Below are 21,646 nucleotides of genomic sequence, written 5' to 3'. Positions count from 1 at the left end.
GAGGGGCGAAATTGGCATTGAACGTTCGTCAGGCTGCGGGAAGTTTGATGGTTGTCGGGCTGAGCGGAACTGAGCTTTCCGGCCTGGAACGTGCATGGCTGAAGCTGGTTCGGCCGGGAGGGACGATTCTCTTTCGGCGAAATATTGTGGATGCTGCTCAGACACGATTGCTGCTCGATGAGATTACATCTTTCTCTTCGCCGCGGGCGTTGAGATGCGTCGATCTTGAAGGCGGGACGGTGGACCGGCTGCGCGATGCGCTTGCGCCAATGCCTGCGGCGCAGCTTGTAGCGAGAGCGGATGCGATTCCCACCCGCTCGCAAAAAGCGCGAGCGAATGGGGCACCCAGGTCTATGGCTCATCAGCATGGAACTTTGATTGCGCAATCCGTGAGGGCGTTTGGGTTCAATGCGACGCTGGCGCCGGTGCTTGACCTTGCGCTTCAAGACTCGATGCAGGTGATGGGCACGCGGTCCACTGGCAGCAATGCGGATGAGGTTGTGGCTTTTGCTCGGCCATTTCTTGCGGGGCTTGCGGAACAGGGCGTTGCGGGATGCGGAAAGCATTTTCCGGGACTCGGCGGAGGGACGAAGGATTCGCACTTTGATACGCCGGAGGTTGAGCGTACGTGGGGTGAATTGTGGGAGCAGGATATTGCGCCTTATCGAGCGCTGCGAGATGAGCTGCCGATGGTGATGGTGAATCATGCGGCTTATCCGCGTACCAAGGGGAAAGATTTGCCGGCTACAGCTTCGTCCTTTTGGATCCATGAGGTGCTTCGCAAGCAGGTCGGTTATCGCGGGCTGATTTTTTCCGATGATATGGAGATGGGCGGCATCCTGAAGTTTCTGCCGATGGAAGAGGCTGCCGTTGCTGCAATTCGTGCGGGGATGGACATGATTGAAATCTGCCACAGTGCGGAGTTGATTCTGCGCGCTTATGAGGCGCTGATTGCGGAGGCAGAGCGGTCTAGTGCGTTCAGAGCTCTGCTGTTGAAGCGCGCGCAGGAGGCAGCGAAGAAGCGGGCGCGGATTGTGCCTGCGCAGGCTGCGAAGGCACTGACTGCGAAACAGTATGAAGCGCTGCGGGCGAAGGTTCGTGCGTTTCACGAAAAGGTTCTTGCGCTGGCGGGAGATACTGCGCCGGATTCGGCGGGCAGTAAGTTGAAGCCCGTGGTGGAGACGGCATGAGCACAAAGGCAATGATTGTGGCTGGCGTTATGAGCGGCACATCGGCGGATGGAATCGATGTGGCAGTGGTCAAGATTGCGCCGGGCAGACAGCGCGCAAAGCTGACGCTGTTGGCTCATGAGGGATTTCCCTACCCTGCTGCGCTGCGTAGCGCGATTCTTGCGGCGATGAATGCGGCATCGATTTCTACAGCAGAGCTAGCGCGGCTGAACTGGCGGCTGGGGCTTGAATATGCGGATGCGGTTCGCAAGACTGTTGCGAAGCATGGGGTGAAGGTTGATCTGATTGGATGCCACGGGCAGACGCTTTATCACCAAGCGCGTACAAAACGTTATGCGGGACGAAACTTTGCCTGCACCTGGCAGCTTGGTGAGCATGCTGCGATTGCGCAGGCGCTGCATGTGCCAGTGGTTTCAAATTTTCGACCTGCGGATATGGTTGCCGGCGGACAGGGTGCGCCGCTGGTTTCTCTGCTGGACTATGTGCTCTTTGCGGATGCGAGGCGCGGACGCGTGCTGCAGAATATCGGCGGCATTGCGAATCTGACAGCGATTCCTGCGGGGTCGGGAGCGGATGCGGTGATTGCTTTCGACACCGGGCCGGGCAACATGGTGATGGACGCGCTGATGCAGAGGCTTTTCGATAAGCCATACGACCGCAATGGATCGATTGCTGCGCGCGGCAAGGTGATTCCGGCTGTGCTGAGTGTGGAGTTGAGGCATCGCTACTACCGGACTGCGCCGCCGCGCACGGCAGGGCGCGAGGAGTTTGGCCGTGAATATGCGGAAAGCTTTCTGAAAGCTTGCAAGAAGCAGAGCAAAGCTCCTGAAGATGCGATTGCAACCGCGACGGCGCTGACTGCGGAATCGATTGCGGGAAGCTATGGGCGCTTTGTTGCGCCTGTCATGCACGGCAAGCCGGTCGACTACATCGTTTCCGGTGGTGGTGCGCGCAACCGCACGCTGATGACGATGCTTGGCGAACGACTTGCGCCGCTCGGATGCAGGCTCGCTGCGATTGACGGATTCGGTTTGCCTGCTGAAGCGAAAGAGGCTGCGGCGTTTGCGCTGCTGGCTTGGCAGACATGGCACAGGCTTCCGGGGAATGTTCCGGCGGCGACTGGCGCGGAGCGAGCTGTTGTGCTGGGACAAGTGACGTATGTTTAGGCGCGTCGGCATCCAGTTATCCCACATCCCAACTGGAGGGATGTGGGGCACACGGGCATCCCACCCCAGGCGCAAAAACAAAGGCGCGCCGAGGGTGGGGCACCCATTGTTGTTTGTCTGCATAATTGCCTTTGCTTTGGCGGGATGTAAATCCGCGCAGCGTGATCCGCGCACGGTGGTGTTTCTGATTGAGAGCAGTCCGACGAGCCTTGATCCGCGCGTGGGTACGGATGCGCAGTCGGAACACATCGATGAGCTGATTTTTGATGGACTGGTCAAGCGCGATTCCAGCTTTCACTTTCTGCCGGCTCTGGCGGAAAGCTGGGAGCAGCCCGATCCGCTTACGTTGATCTTTCACCTGCGCGATGGGGTGCATTTCCATGATGGACACGCACTGACGAGCCGCGATGTGGTGTGGACGCTGAACTCGATGCGGGATGGAACGGTGATCAGCGCGCGGACGGCGTCTTATGCATCTGTGGACACGATGGAGACGCCGAATGCGCATACAGTCATCTTTCATCTCAAGAAGCCGGACAATTTTCTTTTGACGAATCTTTCGACGGGGGCGATGGGGATTGTACCGGAGGGCAGCGGGAGGGATTTCTGGCGGCATCCGGTGGGCACGGGACCCTTTCGGTTTGTGAGCCAGCAGATTGACCAGGATGTAGTTGTAGAGCGTAATGCGCAGAGCTGGTCTGGTTCGCCGAAGATTGAGCGCGTGCGATTTACGGTGGTTCCGGATTCAATCACGATGTCTCTGGAGCTTGAGAAGGGTTCTGCGGATGTGGAGAGCAACGCGGTGCCGATGGATGCGCTGCCGGTGCTGGCCAGCCGCCCGGACCTGGAAGTATCGGATGCACCGGGAACGCAGGTGCAATATCTAAATTTCAATCTACGTGATCCGTTGTTGAAGGATGCGCGTGTGCGACAGGCGATCTCATGCGCGATTGATCGCGATCTGCTGATTCGCACGCTGATGAGCGGGCGTGCGCGACCGGCGAAGAGCTTGCTGCCAACGACGCACTGGGCGTGGAACAATGATGGGCCTTCGTTCAACTATGATCCGGCGCGGGCTGAACAGTTGCTGGATGACGCGGGCTACAAGCGTGGTAGAGATGGCGTGCGTCTGCACCTGACGATGAAGACCAGCACGGTGGAAGATGTGCGGCTGCTCTCGGCTGTCTTTCAACAACAGTTGGCACGGGTGGGAATTGCGCTTGAGCTTCGCAGCTACGAATTTGCGACGTTTTATTCCGACGTGGTGAAGGGCGCTTTTCAGATGTATTCATTGCGATGGATTGGCGGAAACGAACAGCCGGATATTTTTACCTACGCATTTTCAAGCTCGCGCTTTCCGCCGAAGGGCGCGAACCGCGGACATTACTCGAATGCCCAAGTGGACGCGCTGCTGGAGGATGCCTGGCAGAGCCCGGACCAGGAGCGGCGGCGCGCAGATTATGCGCAGGCGCAGCAGATGCTGGCGAGCGATCTGCCTGCGATCAATCTGTGGTATCGGGATACGGTGGTGGTGCACAACCTGCGCCTCACAAATGTACAGCCGACGCCTTCCGGCAGCTTTACCTTTCTGGAATCAGCCGAGTTAACGCAATAGCGTTCATTTTCGGGCATTTCGGCGTCTTTTGTCGTCTTTTTAGCCCCCTTGATCGTCTACAGTAATGAGCAATGAATTCTTTAGTTGCAGGTTGAGAAACCTGCAAGCGGGGACGAATGAAACGTACGACTCAAATTCGGATTCGCATGGCAGCTTTGGCTGCACTGGTTCTCTCTTTTGCTTTCTCTTTTGGCGCGCTGGCGCAGACGGCCTCGCGGTCACTGCGTGGCGCCATTACGGCGATTAATGGCAATACGCTTACGGTCAAGACCGACACGGGCGAATCGCACCAGGTAACGGTTGCGGCGGATACCGATCTGAAACGCATCGAGCCGGGCCAGACGAGCCTGAGCGGTGCGGCTGCAATTACACTCTCCGACTTAGCTGTGGGCGACCGCATCCTGGTGCGCGGACTGGATGCAGCTGCAACGGCGGACCCGCTGCAGCCGAAGCAAATTGTTGCGATCAAGGCTGCGGATATGGCGCAAAAGCAGGAGAAGGATCTTGCTGACTGGCAAAAGCGCGGGATTGCAGGGCTCGTGAAGAGCGTGGATGCGGCGAACGGCGCCATTACAGTATCGACCGGTGCGGGGCCGACCGCGAAGACCTTAGTCGTGAAGACGACGAAGGCCACGGTTCTTAAGCGCTATGCGGCGGGTACGGTGCGCTTTGACCAGGCGCAGCCTGCACCGATTGACGCGATTCATGAGGGCGATCAGCTTCGCGCTCGCGGCGAAAAGAATGCCGATGGAACGGAGATTGCTGCTGAGGAAGTTGTTTCCGGCAGTTTCAGAAATGTTTCCGGAACGATTCTGGCTGTTGATGCCGCCGCTTCTACGGTGACGCTGAAGGATCTGACCACCAAGAAACAAGTGACGATTCATATTGGACCGGATGCACAGATGCACCGTATTCCGGACCAGATGGCTCAGTTCATTGCTGCGCGGTTGAAGGGCACGACCCCTGCAAGTGCTGGTGCGGCAGGAGGACAGCGTTCTGCAGGGTCCGGCGCAGGTGCCGGCTCTGGCGGTGGACGCGGAGCCGGTGCAGCCGGTGGTGATCCACAACAATTTCTGAACCGCACGCCTGTGATTCAAATTAAGGATCTGCAAAAGGGCCAGGCCGTCATGGTGGTGGCGACGGATGCAGCAGGCAGTTCCGGAGATGTAAATGCCATTATGCTTCTTGCCGGTGTGGAGCCGCTGCTGGAAGCGCCCGCTGCACGTGACCTGCTCTCTAACTGGAGCATGGGCGGCGGCGGAGGAGAAGCAGCCGCTGGAACGCAATAAGCTTCAGACGACTGCGCTAAATCAAAATTTAATACTGAACTCATCGACTGAACGAATCTCAGATCACGAAGAGGATTACTTTGCATTCAGCATTTCATCGATCTTTTTATCTTTTGGTGGCCCTTGGCGCAGGTGCGTCGACAATGCTTTCCGCGCAGGCTGCGTCGCCTCCGCCGGCAGCTTCTGTATCGGCCACTGCGCAGGGTGCGCCTGGTGCATCGACTGTGACCATTCGCGGGCGTATTGCCGATCCTGACGGTGCATTGATTCCCGGGGCCAAGGTCACCATCAACGGACCGGACGGTAAGGCGGTTGCCTCGACGACGGCGGATTCCGCAGGTAATTATGAGATTCGCGGCCTGAAGCCGGGCAGCTACGTTGTGATGGCGAGCTATCCGGGCTTTGCACCGTTCCAGTCACAGCCGATCGCTATTGCCGCAGGACAGGCCAAGCGCGTTGACGTCGCCATGGCAATCCAGGTGGAGCAGCAGAATGTGGTTGTTACCGATGACGCGCCTACGGTGAACGTGGAGGCCAGCGGCAACTCGAACGCAATTGTGCTCAAGGGCAAGGATCTTGAAGCCCTATCGGATGATCCTGATGAGCTTTCGAACGAACTGCAGGCTCTGGCCGGTCCTTCGGCTGGTCCCAACGGCGGACAGATCTACATTGACGGCTTTTCCGGCGGTCAGCTTCCGCCCAAGTCCGCTATTCGCGAGATTCGCATCAATCAGAATCCGTTCTCCGCAGAATATGACCGCCTGGGCTATGGGCGCATTGAGATTTTGACCAAGCCCGGCACGGACAAGCTGCACGGACAGGCTTTTATTCAGGGTAACGACAGCGCGTTCAACACAAACAATCCGTTTAATAAAACTCTGCCTTCTTATTACAGTTATCAGTACAACGGAACGGTGAGCGGCGCGATCAATAAGAACACCTCATTCTTTGCCAGCGCGGAGCGGCGCAACATTGGGGATGTGAACTCGTTTCTGCTGTCGGAGGCTGTTCTTCCTGATGCGAATGGGATCTACCAGGTACTTCCGAATTACTCCGTTGCGCTGCCAACACAACACAACCGCACCAATGTTTCAGGGCGCATCGACTGGCAGGTAGGACAGAAGAACACCTTCACGGGGCGCTACAGCTTTTACGACGATTCGCAGCAGAACAATCTCAATTCTGCGTCATTGCCGAGCGCAGCTTACAATTTGTCCACTACTGACCACACGGTGCAGATCAGCGATGCGTATGTGATCAACGATCACATTGTGAACGAGAGCCGCTTCCAATATCAGCGAACGAATGAGTACACTACCCCGGCATCGACGGACCGTACCGTATCCGGAGCAGGCGAATTCACAGCGGGAGGCTATCCGGCGCAGTCGGGTTCAGACCATACGACGAAGCTCGAATTCCAGAACCTGACGACATGGAGCGTGAAGAATCACGCTATAAAGTTTGGCACACGGCTGCGCGATGGGCGCGACGCGAACTTTACCGATTCGAACTTTAATGGTGAATTGGGCTTCAGCGCCAGCTCACAGAGTGACCCGTCAACAAAGCTCCCATACACTGCTGGGGATGTTTACGCAAATTTTGCCAATGGTCTGGCAAACGGTCAAAGCTATCAGCAGTTGCAAGCCGAAGGATGGGCCCCGACCACTGTAAATTACACCACCGGCAACGAACATGCGTTGGCGAATATGTTCGATGCGGCGCTCTTCTTTCAGGACGACTGGAAGGTAAATACCCGGCTAACACTTTCCGGCGGCGTTCGCTGGGAGGCTCAGAATCATGTGGGTGACCATAACGATTGGGCTCCTCGCATGGCCCTTGCTTATGCGCTGGATGGCGGCAACGGCAAGCAGGCCAAGACCGTGGTACGTGCCGGATGGGGCTTCTTTTACGATCGCTTTACTATGAGTAACCTGCTGTCAATTCAGCACGCCAATACGCAGGATTCGTTCGTGCTGAACCGGCCTGTATGCAATGAGACGACACCTTCGAATACAAATTCGTGCGCAGCCACAGGCGTCACGGTGAATAGCCTGGATCTGAGCACTCTGACGAGCACTGCGGGAGCTACTACAGGGAACAGCATTCCATTGCGGTATCGCGTGGATGCGAACTACCACTCGCCTTATACCAGCCAAGCCGGCGGAAGCCTGGAGCGGCAGATTACGAAGACCACAACTGCAACGGTGACGTATCTGCACTCTTTTGGCGGGCACCAGATGGTGACCACCAATGCGAACCAGCTGAATTCCGATGGCGAGTATCCAGTCAACCCTGCGGGCGGATATTTCTACCAGTACACGCCGGAGGCCGTCTTCAAGCAGGATCAGCTGATTTCGAGCGTGAATGCGCGCATCAGCCCGAAGCTGAGTTTGGTCGGGTTCTACACTCTTGGGTTCGCACATAGCGATGGCGGCGCCGGATCCAATGCCTCAAATGCTTACGACATCAGCCAGGATTATGGCCCGGCGACGTTTGTCTCGCGGCACCAGGTCTTTGCCATGGGCAACTACACCGGCCCCTTTCAGCTGCGCTTCAGTCCATTCATGATTGCGCAGTCGGGCAAGCCTTACAACATTGTCCTGCAGAATGACTTTCTGAATGGGTTCAACAACCAGCGTCCGGGAACGGCTTCGGCTGCACAGTGCGCGGGCGATCCCAGTGAAACACGTTATTACTCAACCCAGTATGGCTGCCTGGACTCGCAGCCTGTGACCGGCGAAGCACTGATTCCGGCAAACATCGCCAAGGGACCGGCAGCCGTGGCTTTCAATCTTCGCATCAGCCGCAGCTGGGGCTTTGGGCCCGCGACGGGCGGCCCTGCTGGCAACCAGGGCGGAGGGCCCGGCGGTGGTGGACCTCCGGGCGGCGGTGGTGGCGGTGGCCGCGGCGGCGCACCCGGTGGAGGACTTGGCCCGGGTGGATTAGGTGGCGGTGGTGGCGGCCGCGGCGGGTTTGGTGGCGGAGGAAGCACGAATCGCCGGTATTCGCTTACCTTCAGCGTGCAGGCACTGAATCTGTTCAACAACGTCAGTTACGGAGGCCCGAACGGGACTCTTGGATCGAGGGACTTCGGCGAATCGACGACACTTGCCAAAGGTGTCTTCAGCAGTCCTACGGGTTCGGCAGTGCGGCGTATCTTCGGACAATTGATCTTCCAGTTCTAGTTGGCTGGCAGTATCTGCAGAACGGCCGGAGCAGATTGCTTCGGCCGTTTGCTTTTAGTGCAGCCTTCATCACAGTGCGGATCGGTAAATCTCTTCCCACTCGCGCATTTTGGCTTCCATGCTGAAGTTCTCCAGGATGCGAGTACGTGCGGTTTCGCCGATCTTGAGTTGATCGTCGACGCTGAGGGTCATCATTCGGACCATTGCCTCCGCCAGAGCGCGAGAGTTCCCTGCCTCGACAAGCCAGTTGGTGTGGCCAGCCATCTCGCGTACCCCACCGACATCTGTGGCAACGACTGGCTTCGCCATTGCCATGGCTTCGCCGAGCGCCAGAGGCATTCCCTCCCAGGCGGAAGCGAGTACGAAGGCATCGGCGGCATCGAGGAGTGCGGCTACGTCCTGGCGTGCGCCAAGCCAGCGGACACGATCTTCGATGCCGAGCGCCCGCGCCAGCACTTGCAGTTCATCTGTGTAAGAGGGCTCGCCGGCGCCAATAATCCATAACTTCGCGGTAGGCTGCTCCAGGCGGAGAGCCGAAAAAGCATGCAGCAGGTTCGGATAATCTTTGGCCGGAGCGAGCCTGCCGACTGCGATCCAGACAAAATCGTCTTCGGCGACGCCCACCTCTGCGCGTATCGCGTTGCGCCGTATTGGACTGGGAAGAAAGTTTTCTGTCTCGATGCCATTGGCAACGACGCCGGCTTTGCGCACGGGAATCGCCCGCAAATACACATAGCGGTCGCGGGCGGCCTCACTCACTGCGATGGTCTGCTTGCTGAGCGGGTCCGAAATGCGGTAAGCGAGCATGCGGAGCCGACCGCCTTCATAAACGTTGTGAATTGTGGAAATTACCGGAATTCCTCCACAGAGCCGGCCCAACAGCCGACCGGCAAGATTGCCGTGAAAATTGTGCGAGTGGATCAGATCGGGGCGGAAGTGACGAATGACAGAAGCTCCGCGTGCGAGGCCTCGCAGGGCGCTCCACAGATTTTTTTGAAAGCCCAGATAGACCACGTCGAACGGGGTCGAATCAGCGTTCGCGGCTGATCTTGAGAGTAGATCGTCTGCACCGCGCGGCAGCAAAACTATCAGCCTGACGGTGTGTCCGGCGCGCGCCATACGACTTGCAAGCCAGAGGACTTGCCGCTCGGCGCCACCTACGCTAAGAGAGGTAAGAATATATGCGACACGCATCGAAACTTAAATCTTACAAAAAAACTACAAAAACAGTGGTAAAGTTGGCAGTACATCTCACGAGGAGCCCCATGGCTGGCGATATTCAACTCACATGCAGCGACTGCGGACAGGAATTTTCCTTCACCGCTGCCGATCAGGCGTTTTTTTCAGAACGAGGTTTTTCCACTCCAAAGCGTTGTAAATCATGCCGCATGGCGAAGAAGGGCGAGCAACAGGGTGGTGGTGGCGGTGGCTATCGCTCTCAGGCGCCGTCATCGCATGGGTCTGGGACTCCGGTAATCTGCTCGGGATGTGGGCAGCCTACGACTGTTCCCTTTGAGCCGCGTGGCGATCGGCCTGTATTCTGTCGCGACTGCTATGTGGCCCGTAAAGGCTCAAGCGGCGGCGGTGGTGGTGGACGCGGACGCTACTAGATTTTCCGCTGCGGCATGGACTGCAGTTGGAATGACGACACGCTTCCCGATCGTCTGATTTGCAGCCGCTGTTCTTTGTGCGAATGGCGAAGCGTTGTTGCGCACAGCAGCAGCCCGCTCGAAGTACAGCGGGCTGCACACTGGCGCGAGTAGGTTCGCCCGGTTTCCTAAACCACGATTCACCTGATTTACAAGTAGTGGCTACTTCTTTTCGCCGACGGTGAACTCCGTCCACGGCCCAGAAGGCATGTCCTTGAGGATCGGCTTGAGATAGCTGTATTGAGGATGCGCGGCCAGGAACGGCGCAGCGAGAAAATCTTCTCCGCAGGGATGGCCTGCGTGGCCGATGAGACTGATTTTTGCTGCGAGGTCCGAATCCGTGACCTTGCCGGTGACAGCGCCATCAGGGTAATACGGGGCGTCGCCCCACTCAGGAACGCCACGGGGATCACGATCCACGTGACCGCACAGTGAGCGGCCGTCGGGATTGACCTTGCCGGTGTAGCTGTCCTCATGTGCGGAGAGGAATTGCTCGGCGATAGCGACGTCGATTCGTCCGCGCGCTTCTTCGATGCGTTTTTCGGCGCTGACGCGACGGGCGTTCGGCGAGCTCTGCATGTTTTTCGTATCGAATTCAGGTGCTTCTGTGCGGAGCAGCTTTGGGTCACGGGCAAAGTTTGAGCTGACGAAGTAGCCGTCTTTCGTGCGCCAGAGCGGTGTGTTCTTCAGGCCGAGTTCGAGATACGCGATTTCGCCGGTATTGCGGTCGCCGATAAGCCAGTCGTTGGCGTAGCCGCCATTGTTGCCGTCCTTGATGATGGCGACGTACTCATCGATGGAGCCGGCATACTGCATGGCTTTGCGGGAGCGAACAAACTCCGGCTTGCCGTCGGGATTCCAGCCTTCAAACTGCGTGATGGTGGTCTCGGTGATCATCAGGCCGGCGTCGTTGACGCCAAAGTCGTCCTGGCTGGTGATGACGCCCGGCGAGCCGTCCATCAGGATGCGATGGCCATGCGCGGGCTGAATGTCAAACATGATCGTCCAGCGCGCGCCCTCGGCATAAGTGGACCAGTTGTTGTGGGCGATGACGATTTTGCCGCCTTTTGTGTAACTTCCGGTGGCAATAAAGGCCGAGCAACGTCCGCGCGGGAGAATGACTGGCGCATTGGCGGCCTTCTGGTTCTTGTTGAGCCATGGCAGATAATACTGCGGCAGTTCGATGCCGCCGTTGAGTGCGACGACATCCCAGAGATCAAGCTTGCTGCCTTTGGACTGAAGGCCTTTGGCGATGCCCTGGAGCTCCTGCTGATATTCGCTGTCGATGTGCGGCCAGAGCTGGGTCTTTGCCGCCTCGCGGTAGAAGGCCCAGTCGCGTTTGGTATCGTGGCCGGTCTCCACCTGGGTTACATGAATCATGTCCTCGATCTCATCCTTGAGCAGGCTGCCGTGCTGGAATCCGATTTCCCCGGGCGTGCCTTGGAGATGGACGTAGGTCCAACCGCCGGAGTGAAATTTATAGCCGGGGCCGGAGGTTTCGGCGGCGCGGGCTGTGCAGGCGGCGAGTAGAAGAACCAGACAGGCGAATGAGATACGGAAGGCGCGGTTCATTGCGGCGGAGGCTCCTCGGATCGACGGGATTGAACCGAAGATACCACGTTCCACGCCTTCACGATTTTTCAGCTTCGCAAATGCGAAGGCCCGGTCTGAGGGACCGGGCCTTTTCTGACTTGATGATTTTGAGTTTGACAGAATCCTCGAATTATTCCGCAAACTTTTTACAAAAATTACCGAAGCACCGAGTTGCGAGATCAGCGCTTCTTGGCGTGCTTCTTTACCGGCTTGGCGCTCTTGTGCGGCTTTGGCTTTGCGGCTTTGGGCTTGGCATGCTGCACGATCTTCTTCGGCTTGGCAGGCGTTACCCTGGCTGCTGCTTTTTTGACCGGAGACTTCTTTGCCAGCGGCTTGTGGGCAGGCTTGGCCGCGGCCTTTTTCACTGGAGCTTTGGCATGCGGCTTGGGTGCAGGCTTCGGCTGAACCTTTTTTACAGGAGGCGCAGGCGCGACGGTTTTAGCCGGAACCTTAATTTGCGCGGGAGCCGGCTTTGCTGCCTTAGCGGGAGTTTTTACCGGAGCTTCCGGCTTTGCTGGAGCGTGGGTTGCCACCTTTTCGGCTTTGGCCGAAGATGGAACGGGAGTTGGTGCATGCGCTGGCACCTTCTCGGTTTTGGCTGGAACTGGAGCTGGAGTTGGAGCCGGGACGGGTTTTTCGGGCGCGGAAGCCGATTTCACAGCTTTGGGAGCAGCAGAAGATTTACCGCGCTTGACGGGAGGAGCCGGCTCGTCTTCTTCCTCTTCCTCGTCCTCATGGTCGTGGTCTTCTTCGGCTTCGCCAGCCTGATCGGTCCTTGAGAGGCCGAGACCTACCTCGTCCTCGCCACCCATGTCGTCCAGATCATCGTCAGAGGATCCGCGGACAACATCCTCCTCCTCGTCCTCTTCAAAGTCGCGGGAACGTGCTTCGGCAGCTTTGCGGCCGCGGGGACGCTTGATGGTGACGGGCGGCGGCGGCGGCGGCGGGGAGTGGGGTTCAAGATATGCCTTGATCTCCTCAGGAGTGGTCAGCTTGCCGTCAATCAGCTGAAGGAAGATGGCATGCAGAAGGTCGTTGTAACCGGGCAGCTCCGGGCGGATGCGCATCTCCTGCAGCAACGCAAAGGGAATCTGCTTGCGGGTCTCGGGCCAGACCTTGAGGAACTGGTTGTAATGTTCCTTGACCGCCGCATCCTTGCTGGTAAATCCAAGCCAGAGAATGGCTTCCGGATTGTAGCTGGTAAAGAGCCTGTAGGCTGCCGAAGGGGTCTTATTTTCCTTTGAGAGCAGCACCTTGGCAAAGGCCGAGGCGGCCGCATCCAACCCATTCCACTCTTCCACGAAACCGGGACGCAGTAGTGCTTTTTTGAGTGTGGCGAGATCCTTGGGCTGAAGCTTGGCTGTGAGCAGCTGCATCTGGGCGGCGGACATGTCGGCATGGACGCCCAGCACCAGCAACTCGACGCGCAGATCATGCAAAGCATGGAGCCTGGCGGCGTCGACCTTGGCGTGAGTCCATTGCGGAAAGAGAACCGCCATCCAGCCTTCTGTTTCAAAGGCCTCGAGGACCTTCAGGCCATCGTCTTCATGGCCGATTTGCTCCAGTTCACGACTGCGGGCCAGCTTGGAAAGGTACTCGATGGCACCGTCGGCCTTGGCGTTTTCATAGCGTTGCTGGGTGCGGGGATCGAGTTCCCAGCCGAGGCGAACCTTGAACCGTGTGGCTCGAATCAGCAACGACGGATCTTCAATAAAACCGTAATTAGAGACCAGGCGGAGCACACGTGCTTCAATGTCTGCCGCGCCATTGAGGGGATCCATCAACAGGCCGTAAGAGCCCTCATTGAGGGAGATAGCCATGGCGTTGACGGTAAAGTCGCGGCGGCGCAGGTCGTCCTGAATGTTGGCGGCGGAATAAATGGGATGGCCGGGCTTGGGGTACTCAACGCGGTGCGTGCTGACGAGATCGACGCGGACGGTGCCCGGAAAACAGAGGTAAAGGGTCCGGGTGGTTTCATCTTCGCCCCAGATTTTTGCGCCAGACTTCTCTATCCTTTTCTTTAACTTAAGAGCGCTTCCTTGAACAGTTACTTCAAGATCGCGCACGGCATGGCCGCTGGTGAGGTCACGGACTGCGTCGCCGGTGAGAAAAAGGATCAGTTCGGCGTCCCGGGCTATTTCCCGGAGGGTGCGGAGGGCATGTTGCTGGTCGGCAGAAAGCCTGTTTTCCAACAGGTAGACATAATCGGGCATCGAGGATTCCTGTTTTGCTCCAAGTGCCTGATAGGCTTACTCTTACGCCGCACAGGGCACACATTACAAAGGTGTACATTAACACAATCGGCCGGGCTTGGCTAGATATCTTTTGCACCAAGATGAGTGAAGGAAGGGATAAGGGAAGAGGGACAAGTGCGAGGATGGCTTTGTGCGGACTTTGGAGATTATCTCAACCGGCTTAGCGCGGCGGTGCGTTGCCCGTGGCGGTTGTGGTCCGTTGTCCCTCTTCCCTCGTCCCCTTAGCTCTTTCTGCATGCGACAATCCTGACTAATGCCCTCACAGCGCAAACCCGTGATTGTACGCAGGTTCTCCCGCGACTGGTTTGCGGGGTACGCTCCCGCAGGCTTTGTTACCGGAGCTGAGGAGATGGAAATTCTGGACCCTGGCGGGAAGGTTCTTCGGTTTGCGTGGGCGTCCGTGAAATGGGTCTGCTATGTGCGAGATCTTCCTGGCGGGGCTGCGAGCGACCCCAACCCGGAACGGCTGCTGCACAAGCGATTTACCGTACGGCCCCGGGCGGCTGGGCTGTGGCTTCGGATGGAGCTTAAGGATGGCGATGAGCTCGAGGGCCTGGCAACCAACGACCGCAGCCTGGTGGACGGTGCGGGTTTACTGCTGACGCCTCCCGATCAACGATCGAATACCCAGCGAATTTATGTTCCCCGCCCCGCGATTGCGACGCTGGAGGTGGTGAGCCTGATTGGGGCCGGGAAGCGTGGACGGCGTGAGCCGCAGCCGGAGCTGTTTCCCGAGGACTAGCCGTGCAGGCAACGGCGTCTTCGGCGCAGGAGCTTAGTCTGGATCGACTAGCCCAAACCCCGCGTTGTGGAAAATGCATCTAATGGAATTGCAGAGACGGCCATTCCGTGCGAAGATTCATGCGTCAAAACCTTGAGCGGTTTTGCCGCCTCAGCTGAGGCCCAGCCATGCCAGTTACCTTCACACGCACACCGACGGAGATTGAACGGAAGGAGCCGGGAATCGGCGGGAAACCGCCTGTCGATCGGCGGCCCACCGGCGGCGGAGGTGGCGGCGGCGACGATGACTGGCACGGCCCGCGCGGCAGTGCCCGCGACAGGCTGCACCGCTTCCGATTCTTTGTCTTTTTTGGACTATCCGCAGACATGATGGCGTTTGCTGTGCTGGTGGTCTTCTTTTTTGCCAGGCAGACGAGCAGACATCTGGCCCCGCGCACCTTCGAAATGATTGGAGACTGGCGGCCTATCTTGCTGCCTCCGATTGTGTACCTCAATACCGCGGTGCTGGTGCTGAGCAGCCTGACTATGGAGATGGCTCGGCGTGGAATTTTCCACGAGATAGACGCGCTGGAGGAATGGTTTGGGCTGGGTAAGCCGGCTGTGAAGCGGGCGCGACCCTGGCTGGCGGCAACTTTGATTCTGGGCGGGCTGTTTGTGGCCGGGCAGATGGAGGCCTGGCGGCAGCTTACGGCCGAGGGCTTTGCCTTTGATCGATGGGCTACGCCGGCGAGCTACTTTTTTTACCTGATTACCGGGCTGCACGCGCTGCATCTGGTGCTTGGAGTGGTGTTTCTGGGCTTTTGCCTGTGTGCGCTGAGCCTTTTAAAACAGGTGCAGGCACGGCAGATTGCTGTCGATGCGACGGCCTGGTACTGGCACACGATGGGGCTGGCGTGGCTGCTGCTGCTGGGCGTGCTGGCGGCGGGTCAGTAGCGCATAACTCGACGCGATACAGATGTTTGCTGCTTCGCCTGCGGTCCCACTCACTGGCAATTACAGCCCTCATAGTCCGCAATAGACGTTATATATACTGCACGCATGGGAGAAGAAAAAGTCTACCGGGGACTCCAGACGATGCGCGCCGTGGCCTCGATGCTGGTTCTTGTCCTTCACAGCGGCCTGTATTACGTTTCGCGGCTCAGCCCGCAAACACCTCAGTGGGACTGGCTGCGTGGAGCCAAGGGAGTGGACCTGTTCTTTGTACTGAGCGGCTTCATGATGGTCTACTCATCAGAAAAACTCTTCAGCAACCCGGTTGGATGGAAGCTCTTCGCCCAGCGGCGCATTGTCCGTATTGTGCCGATGTACTGGATTGCGACATCGATTAAGCTGGTTGCGTTTTTGGTTACTGCAGGCATGCTTATGCACTCCCACCTCGATTGGGGCAGGGTGATTTCATCCTATTTCTTCCTTCCCTATCGCAGCAGCGAAGGAATTGAGCCGCTTCTGATTGTCGGGTGGACGCTGAATTTCGAGATGTTCTTTTATGCGATTTTCACGAGCGCGTTGAAACTGCGCGCCAATGTTTATATCTTCGTCGCCGCGGTTCTTTTTCCCCTTGCCGTCGCATCGATCTTCCGGCAGCCTGACTGGCCCGGCGCATCCTTTTATCTGGATCCGATTGTCCTGGAATTTTTCTTCGGTATGCTGATTGCCAAGTGGGTGCTGAGCGGCAAACGCATGCATCCGGCGCTGGCGGCCCTTATGCTTGTTGGCGGAATGACATGGCTGCTGTTTTTACCGGTGCCAAAGCCATATATTATTTCGTTTTACGGGATTGCGGCGGCGCTTACCATCTGGGGGACTGCGGCATTGGAGCCTCGGCTGAAATGGCTGCCCAAGTGGGCGCTATTCCTTGGCGATGCATCCTATGTACTTTACCTGTTTCATCCCTTCATTGCGCCTGCGGCCCCTGAGATTCTAAAGCGCCTGCATATGAATAATCCCCTGCTGTCCATCGGGTTGAGTATGGCTACCTCGATCGCAGTAGCCTGTCTCATCCATCAGTACGTGGAAAGGCCGATTACGGACTATTTGCGTAAAAAGACGTCTCCGAAGCGCGCAGCTATCTCAGATCAAGCTACGCAAACAGTCGCTTGAAAAACGCGGCGCAGCGTTGTTCGAGAGTGGGAATCTCAGGACATGCGATGTAGATGCTGCGGTTGGCGGCCATGAGAATCTGCATGGCCTGGACCTGGCCATCACTGCCTTTAAGCTGGCCGCCGTGATGGACGTATTCGTCGGCCAGATATTCAATGGCGTGGGCCAGTATCTCAAGGGCGCGGCCAGAATCCCGGTCAATGCGGCGGCGACGGCTTACGTGCAGGGGCAGAGCCTGGGCAGCAGGTGGGGCGGCCTGGAGCAGGAAGCTGGAGGTAGTGGTCGCAGCCATGATGAGATTCTCCTCATGCATTTCTTCGACTTGAATAAGTTTTTCTTCATATGACTGAAGTACTGTTCCGTTATGAATTGGAGGAGCGGGCGTGGATCGAGTTGGGAAATTTGCAAACGCGTGAATCGCAGTCATGGAGAGCAGCCGGGGCTTGAGGGATATGTGTGACAGCGATCACAGCCTTGACGTATGGAGCTTGAAAACCTAATCTCAAATCAGCACCTTATCGCACAGGAACTCCGATTCTCTTTCCTGTGTTCACGGACTTTTACCCTTTCTTTTCCGAGCGGATGAGATGAATCCCATTCCCTACCATTGGCAGTACTTGCCGTTGCTGATACAGATTGTGGTTGCGTTCGGGCTGGGCACGAGCATGATTCTGGGCTCGAGGTTTGTCGGCCGTCACCGCAACTCGAAAACGAAGCTTGCCGCATACGAGTGCGGCGTTGAGGCTGTGGGCGATGCGCGCGGACGCTTCAGCGTGCGCTACTACATGGTGGCGATGCTGTTCATCCTCTTCGATGTAGAGGCGGTCTTCATGATGCCGTGGGCGGTGATTTACAGAAAGCTGCCTGAGATTACCGGCTCCCGATTCTTTGGATTCTGGGAGATGATCGTCTACCTGGGCTTCGTGGCTGTGGGAATCTTCTATATCGTTCGTAAGGGCATCCTCGACTGGAGCCTGGACAAGGCGGATCTTTAATGGCAGAAACGCTGCTGGGAAAAGCCGCCGTGACCGAAAAGCTGCCGGAGCATCCGGCTGTGAAGGCTTTGGGCGAGCTGATTACGGACGCGAAGTTTGATCGCGGCGAGCTGACGTTGACGGTGGCGAGTGACAACATTGTTGCTGCGCTGAAGGCTGTGCAGGCTGCGGGGTACAACGCGTTTCAGGATATGACGGCGGTGGACTGGTATCCTTCGACGCCGCGGTTTCAGCTGAGCTATCACATTCAGTCGCATCAGTTTAAAGAAGTGGTGCGGTTGCGCGTGCTGGTGGATGAGGCGGATGCGTCGGTGGAATCCATCACGCGTATCTGGCCGGGCGCGAACTATTATGAGCGCGAGGTCTTTGACCTTTTCGGCATTCGTTTTGAAAACCATCCGAATCTGCGGCGTATTTTGATGCCGGATGACTGGGTGGGACATCCGCTGCGCAAGGACTATCCGGTGGAGGGGTATCGCTAATGGCGGATTTCGACGTAGGCACGCCGATCCTGGAAGCTCCTGTTGCCGAGGGTTCAAGCGATCAGCACATGGTGTTGAATATGGGCCCGCAGCACCCGTCCACACATGGTGTGCTGAGGCTGGTGCTGGAGATTGACGGCGAGATTGTCGTCCGGCTGTATCCCGAAATTGGCTATCTGCATACGGGGATTGAGAAGACCTGCGAGGCAAAGTTTTATCAGCAGGTGGTTCCGATGACGGACCGTGTGGATTACCTGGGGCCGCTGGCCAACAACCTCTGTTACTGCCTGGCTGTTGAGAAGCTACTGGAGTTGGAAATTCCCGAGAAGGCGCAGTGGATTCGCGTGTTGCTGACGGAGCTGACGCGCGTTAATTCGCACCTGATCTGGCTGGGCACGCACGCCATGGACATTGGCGCGCTGACGGTTTTTCTCTATACCTTCCGCGAGCGCGAAGAGATTCTGAAGATCTTTGAGATGGTGGCAGGTCAGCGCATGATGACCAGCTACTTCCGCATTGGTGGCCTTTCAATGGAGCCGCCGCTGGGAATGTATGAGCGGATCAAGGGCTTTATAACGACCTTTCCGGAAAAGATTGATGAATACTCGAATTTGTTGACGGGCAATCCGATCTTTGTGAACCGGCTCAAGAACATCGGGCACCTTTCGAAGGAAGATGCTATTGCTCTGGCTGTTACCGGGCCTGTGGCTCGCGCTTCGGGAATTGATGTCGATCTGCGGCGTGATATGCCGTACTCGAGCTACGAGAAGTTTCAGTTCAATGTGCCGATATCGGACGGCTGCGATGTTTGGGCGCGCTATGTTGTGCGGCTCGACGAGATGCGCGAGAGCGTGAAGATCATTAATCAGGCGCTGGATGGAATGCCGGAAGGCGATTACAAGGCGTATGCGCCGAAGATTGTGCTGCCGGATCGCGAGGTGATGAAGACGCAGATGGAAGCGTTGATTCATCACTTTAAGATTGTGACTGAGGGTTTTGCGGTTCCGGCGGGCGAAGTGTATCAGCAGATTGAATCGGGTCACGGCCAGATGGGGTATTACGTGGTTTCCGACGGCACCGCTAAGCCATATCGCGTGCACATGCGGTACCCGGGATTTGCTTCGTTACAGGCGCTGGAAACGATGTGCAAGGGACGGATGCTGGCCGATGTGGTGGCTGTGATCGGTTCGATCGATATTGTGCTGGGGGAGATTGACCGCTAGTGTCGGTCACTGACCACAGCGAGCGGTTGTATGTGGAACTTTGGGTATCGCTCGCTTCCCTGCTCCGCAGTTACACCGCGGCGCATGGATTGAACGGAAACCGGCAAGCCACGGTGGAGTTGGGCGAGGAGCAGATTACAGTCCGGCACGGCGACAAGTGGCTGGATTTGAAACGCGGCGGGGCAAAAGTGAACTGGCAGCGTGAAGATGGACAGAGCGGGATGCTGAAATTAACCGAAGCCGGGCAGCTGAAAAGCGCGGCAGGTGAGGAAGAGATGGATTTGGCAGCGGAAGCCTGGGCACGGGAGTTGATGCAATGAGCCCCAAAGAATCGAACACGGAGACGATGTCCATCTTTTCGCCCCAGCTGTCGGCGCGCTTTGACGTGCTTGTGGCCAAGTATCCGGTGAAGCGCTCGGCGCTGATTCCCATGCTGCTCTATGCGCAGGACGAGATTGGTTATCTCTCTGATGCTGTGATTGCGGAAGTGGCTGAGCGCATTGGCATCACGCAGCTCGATGTTCGCAACGTGGCGACGTATTACTCGATGCTTCGCTTCAAGCCTGCGGGAAAATTCAACATCCAGGTATGCACCAATATCAGCTGCATGCTGCGCGGCGCGTATGAGTTGTATGAGCGCTTTCAGGATGAGCTGCATATTGGGCACAAGGGCGTTACATCGGATGGAGTTTTTTCGCTTGAAGAAGTGGAATGCATCGGGGTCTGCTGCTGGGCGCCTGCAATCCAGGTGAACTATGCCTTTCATGATGAGCTGACTCCGAACGATGTGCCTAAGATCATCAGTGAATATAAGAGCAAGGCGAACGGGAGCGTGAAGAATGCCTAGGCTGGTCTCGCATCCCGATGAAGTGAAGATTGTGACGAAGCGCTTTGGTATGGGCGCGGCGAATATCGACAAGTACATGGAGCTGGGCGGGTACGAGTCGCTGAAGAAGTGCATTGCGGAAGGGCCAGAGTGGGTCATCAATGAAATGAAGTCCTCGGGCCTGCGCGGGCGCGGCGGGGCTGGCTTTCCGACGGGACTGAAGTGGTCGTTTGTGCCCAAGCAGAGCGCCAAGCCGAAGTATGTGCTGGTGAACGGCGATGAGAGCGAGCCGGGCACTTGTAAGGACCATCTGATTTTTCTGCACGATCCTCATGCGGTGATTGAAGGCACGATGATTGCGGGTCTTGCGATTGGCGCGAAGACGGGCTTCATTTATCTTCGCGGCGAATACCGCTACCTGCTGGAGATCACGGAGAAGGCTGTTGCCGATGCCTATGAGAAGGGCATCCTGGGCAAGAATGTTCTCGGCTCGGATTTCGAGTTCAATGTGATTACGCAGAGCGGTGCGGGTGCGTACGAGGTTGGCGAAGAGTCGGCGCTGATGGAGTCGCTTGAAGGCAAGCGGGGCGTGCCGCGCATCAAGCCGCCCTTCCCTGCAGTGGTTGGTTTGTATGGCGGCCCGACGGTGATCAACAATGCTGAGACTATTGCTTCTGTTCCGCATGTGATCAGCATGGGGGGGGCGGCGTATGCAGCTGTGGGCTCGGAGCGCAACGGTGGAACGCGTCTCTTTGGTCTGAGCGGACATGTGGAGCGGCCCGGGATTTACGAGCTGCCAATGGGCTACAACCTCAAGAAGATGATTTACGAGGTTGGCGGCGGCGTGCGCGGCGGACGCAAGCTGAAGGCGGTTGTGCCGGGTGGGTCTTCGACTCCAGTGCTACTGCCCGAAGAGATTGAAAACCTCGGCATGGATTTCGACCAGGTGGGTAAAGCGGGATCGATGCTTGGCTCAGGCGGGGTCGTGGTCATTGATGATCAGACCTGCATGGTCGAGTTTGCACTGCGGACGATCAGCTTCTATGCGCATGAGAGCTGCGGATGGTGCATTCCGTGCCGCGAGGGAACGGATTGGCTGAAGAAGTCGCTGACGCGCTTCCATGCGGGCTTTGGCACGGAGAAAGATATCGATAACATTCAGTACCTTGCCGAAAACATGATGGGGCGCACCTTCTGCCCGCTTGGCGATGCGGCAGCAATGCCAACGATTGGATTTGTGAAGAAGTTCCGCAAGGAGTTTGAGGATCACCTGAACGGGAAACCGTGCCCGTTTGCGAAGCATGTAGAACTGGCCGTTGTTTAGCGGCGTCAAGGAT

General features: G+C 57.4%; 19 protein-coding genes. 15 read left to right on the top strand and 4 right to left on the bottom strand.

The features are described 5' to 3' along the window. The first annotated feature begins 11 nt into the window (after positions 1 to 11). From nagZ to VO84_RS02420, 5 genes are all read left to right on the top strand, one after another. Positions 12 to 1,190, top strand: coding sequence for a beta-N-acetylhexosaminidase (gene nagZ / locus VO84_RS02440; RefSeq protein WP_157439687.1), 1,179 nt, complete (start codon positions 12 to 14; stop codon positions 1,188 to 1,190). Beyond that, complete coding sequence (locus VO84_RS02435; protein ID WP_058185702.1) at positions 1,187 to 2,356, top strand: anhydro-N-acetylmuramic acid kinase; 1,170 nt, start codon at positions 1,187 to 1,189, stop codon at positions 2,354 to 2,356. The genes nagZ and VO84_RS02435 overlap by 4 nt, the downstream gene beginning before the upstream one ends. A gap of 136 nt (positions 2,357 to 2,492) precedes the next feature. Beyond that, positions 2,493 to 3,971, top strand: coding sequence for an ABC transporter substrate-binding protein (locus tag VO84_RS02430; protein ID WP_231737741.1), 1,479 nt, complete (start codon positions 2,493 to 2,495; stop codon positions 3,969 to 3,971). A gap of 116 nt (positions 3,972 to 4,087) precedes the next feature. After that, positions 4,088 to 5,260, top strand: coding sequence for a DUF5666 domain-containing protein (locus VO84_RS02425; protein ID WP_058185700.1), 1,173 nt, complete (start codon positions 4,088 to 4,090; stop codon positions 5,258 to 5,260). A gap of 116 nt (positions 5,261 to 5,376) precedes the next feature. Further along, positions 5,377 to 8,445 carry a TonB-dependent receptor gene (locus VO84_RS02420; RefSeq protein WP_197413864.1) on the top strand — a complete coding sequence of 1,023 codons (3,069 nt, stop codon included), beginning with the start codon at positions 5,377 to 5,379 and terminating at the stop codon, positions 8,443 to 8,445. A 69-nt stretch (positions 8,446 to 8,514) separates the two neighbouring features. Here VO84_RS02420 and VO84_RS02415 read toward each other — a convergent pair whose 3' ends face one another. After that, the gene (locus tag VO84_RS02415) at positions 8,515 to 9,639 is read right to left on the bottom strand and encodes a glycosyltransferase (protein ID WP_058185698.1); all 1,125 of its coding nucleotides are present in this window, start codon (positions 9,637 to 9,639) and stop codon (positions 8,515 to 8,517) included. Positions 9,640 to 9,710: 71 nt separating this feature from the next. On the opposite strand from VO84_RS02415, the gene VO84_RS21970 reads away from it, so the two are divergent. Next, positions 9,711 to 10,055 (top strand): zinc-ribbon domain containing protein, encoded by a 345-nt coding sequence (locus VO84_RS21970; RefSeq protein ID WP_082661625.1) that lies wholly within the window; start codon positions 9,711 to 9,713, stop codon positions 10,053 to 10,055. A gap of 201 nt (positions 10,056 to 10,256) precedes the next feature. Here the strand turns inward: VO84_RS21970 and VO84_RS02405 are convergent, their stop codons facing one another. After that, complete coding sequence (locus VO84_RS02405) at positions 10,257 to 11,666, bottom strand: C45 family autoproteolytic acyltransferase/hydolase (RefSeq protein ID WP_058185696.1); 1,410 nt, start codon at positions 11,664 to 11,666, stop codon at positions 10,257 to 10,259. A 200-nt stretch (positions 11,667 to 11,866) separates the two neighbouring features. After that, on the bottom strand, positions 11,867 to 13,900 hold the full coding sequence (locus VO84_RS02400) for a tRNA nucleotidyltransferase/poly(A) polymerase family protein (protein ID WP_058185695.1): 2,034 nt from the start codon (positions 13,898 to 13,900) through the stop codon (positions 11,867 to 11,869). A 295-nt stretch (positions 13,901 to 14,195) separates the two neighbouring features. Here VO84_RS02400 and VO84_RS02395 point away from each other — a divergent pair, with 295 nt between their 5' ends. The 3 genes from VO84_RS02395 to VO84_RS02385 all read left to right on the top strand — a co-directional run bounded on the left by VO84_RS02395 (position 14,196) and on the right by VO84_RS02385 (position 16,783). Then, a complete protein-coding gene (locus tag VO84_RS02395) occupies positions 14,196 to 14,684 on the top strand; it encodes a DUF6982 domain-containing protein (protein ID WP_058185694.1) in 489 nt (162 codons plus the stop codon). A gap of 167 nt (positions 14,685 to 14,851) precedes the next feature. Next, positions 14,852 to 15,616 (top strand): cytochrome c oxidase subunit 3, encoded by a 765-nt coding sequence (locus tag VO84_RS02390; protein WP_058185693.1) that lies wholly within the window; start codon positions 14,852 to 14,854, stop codon positions 15,614 to 15,616. Between the two features lie 105 nt (positions 15,617 to 15,721). Further along, positions 15,722 to 16,783 carry an acyltransferase family protein gene (locus VO84_RS02385; RefSeq protein ID WP_082661624.1) on the top strand — a complete coding sequence of 354 codons (1,062 nt, stop codon included), beginning with the start codon at positions 15,722 to 15,724 and terminating at the stop codon, positions 16,781 to 16,783. Here the strand turns inward: VO84_RS02385 and VO84_RS22375 are convergent. Next, positions 16,764 to 17,075 carry a hypothetical protein gene (locus tag VO84_RS22375; RefSeq protein WP_157439685.1) on the bottom strand — a complete coding sequence of 104 codons (312 nt, stop codon included), beginning with the start codon at positions 17,073 to 17,075 and terminating at the stop codon, positions 16,764 to 16,766. The genes VO84_RS02385 and VO84_RS22375 overlap by 20 nt on opposite strands. Positions 17,076 to 17,370: 295 nt before the next feature. On the opposite strand from VO84_RS22375, the gene VO84_RS02375 reads away from it, so the two are divergent. Genes VO84_RS02375 through nuoF form a run of 6 tightly spaced genes read left to right on the top strand, consistent with a single transcriptional unit; the run spans position 17,371 to position 21,633 of the window. After that, positions 17,371 to 17,778 (top strand): NADH-quinone oxidoreductase subunit A, encoded by a 408-nt coding sequence (locus tag VO84_RS02375; RefSeq protein WP_058185690.1) that lies wholly within the window; start codon positions 17,371 to 17,373, stop codon positions 17,776 to 17,778. Continuing rightward, positions 17,778 to 18,260, top strand: a complete 483-nt coding sequence (locus VO84_RS02370) for an NADH-quinone oxidoreductase subunit C (protein WP_058185689.1) — start codon at positions 17,778 to 17,780, stop codon at positions 18,258 to 18,260. Before VO84_RS02375 ends, VO84_RS02370 begins: the two co-directional genes overlap by 1 nt. Next, positions 18,260 to 19,483, top strand: coding sequence for an NADH dehydrogenase (quinone) subunit D (gene nuoD, locus VO84_RS02365; RefSeq protein WP_058185688.1), 1,224 nt, complete (start codon positions 18,260 to 18,262; stop codon positions 19,481 to 19,483). The genes VO84_RS02370 and nuoD overlap by 1 nt, the downstream gene beginning before the upstream one ends. After that, positions 19,483 to 19,803 carry a hypothetical protein gene (locus tag VO84_RS02360; RefSeq protein WP_058185687.1) on the top strand — a complete coding sequence of 107 codons (321 nt, stop codon included), beginning with the start codon at positions 19,483 to 19,485 and terminating at the stop codon, positions 19,801 to 19,803. Before nuoD ends, VO84_RS02360 begins: the two co-directional genes overlap by 1 nt. Further along, positions 19,800 to 20,330: an NADH-quinone oxidoreductase subunit NuoE family protein gene (locus VO84_RS02355; protein WP_058185686.1), complete on the top strand. Its 531-nt coding sequence runs from the start codon at positions 19,800 to 19,802 to the stop codon at positions 20,328 to 20,330. Before VO84_RS02360 ends, VO84_RS02355 begins: the two co-directional genes overlap by 4 nt. Next, positions 20,323 to 21,633, top strand: coding sequence for an NADH-quinone oxidoreductase subunit NuoF (nuoF, locus tag VO84_RS02350; protein ID WP_058185685.1), 1,311 nt, complete (start codon positions 20,323 to 20,325; stop codon positions 21,631 to 21,633). Before VO84_RS02355 ends, nuoF begins: the two co-directional genes overlap by 8 nt. Positions 21,634 to 21,646 lie beyond the last annotated feature (13 nt).

The sequence above is a fragment of the Occallatibacter gabretensis genome (assembly GCF_001449115.1).
GTDB classification, from domain to species: Bacteria; Acidobacteriota; Terriglobia; order Terriglobales; family Acidobacteriaceae; genus Telmatobacter; species Telmatobacter gabretensis.
The sequence above is the reverse complement of the archived record's forward strand: the minus strand, read 5'-3'. Positions and strand labels throughout refer to the sequence as shown.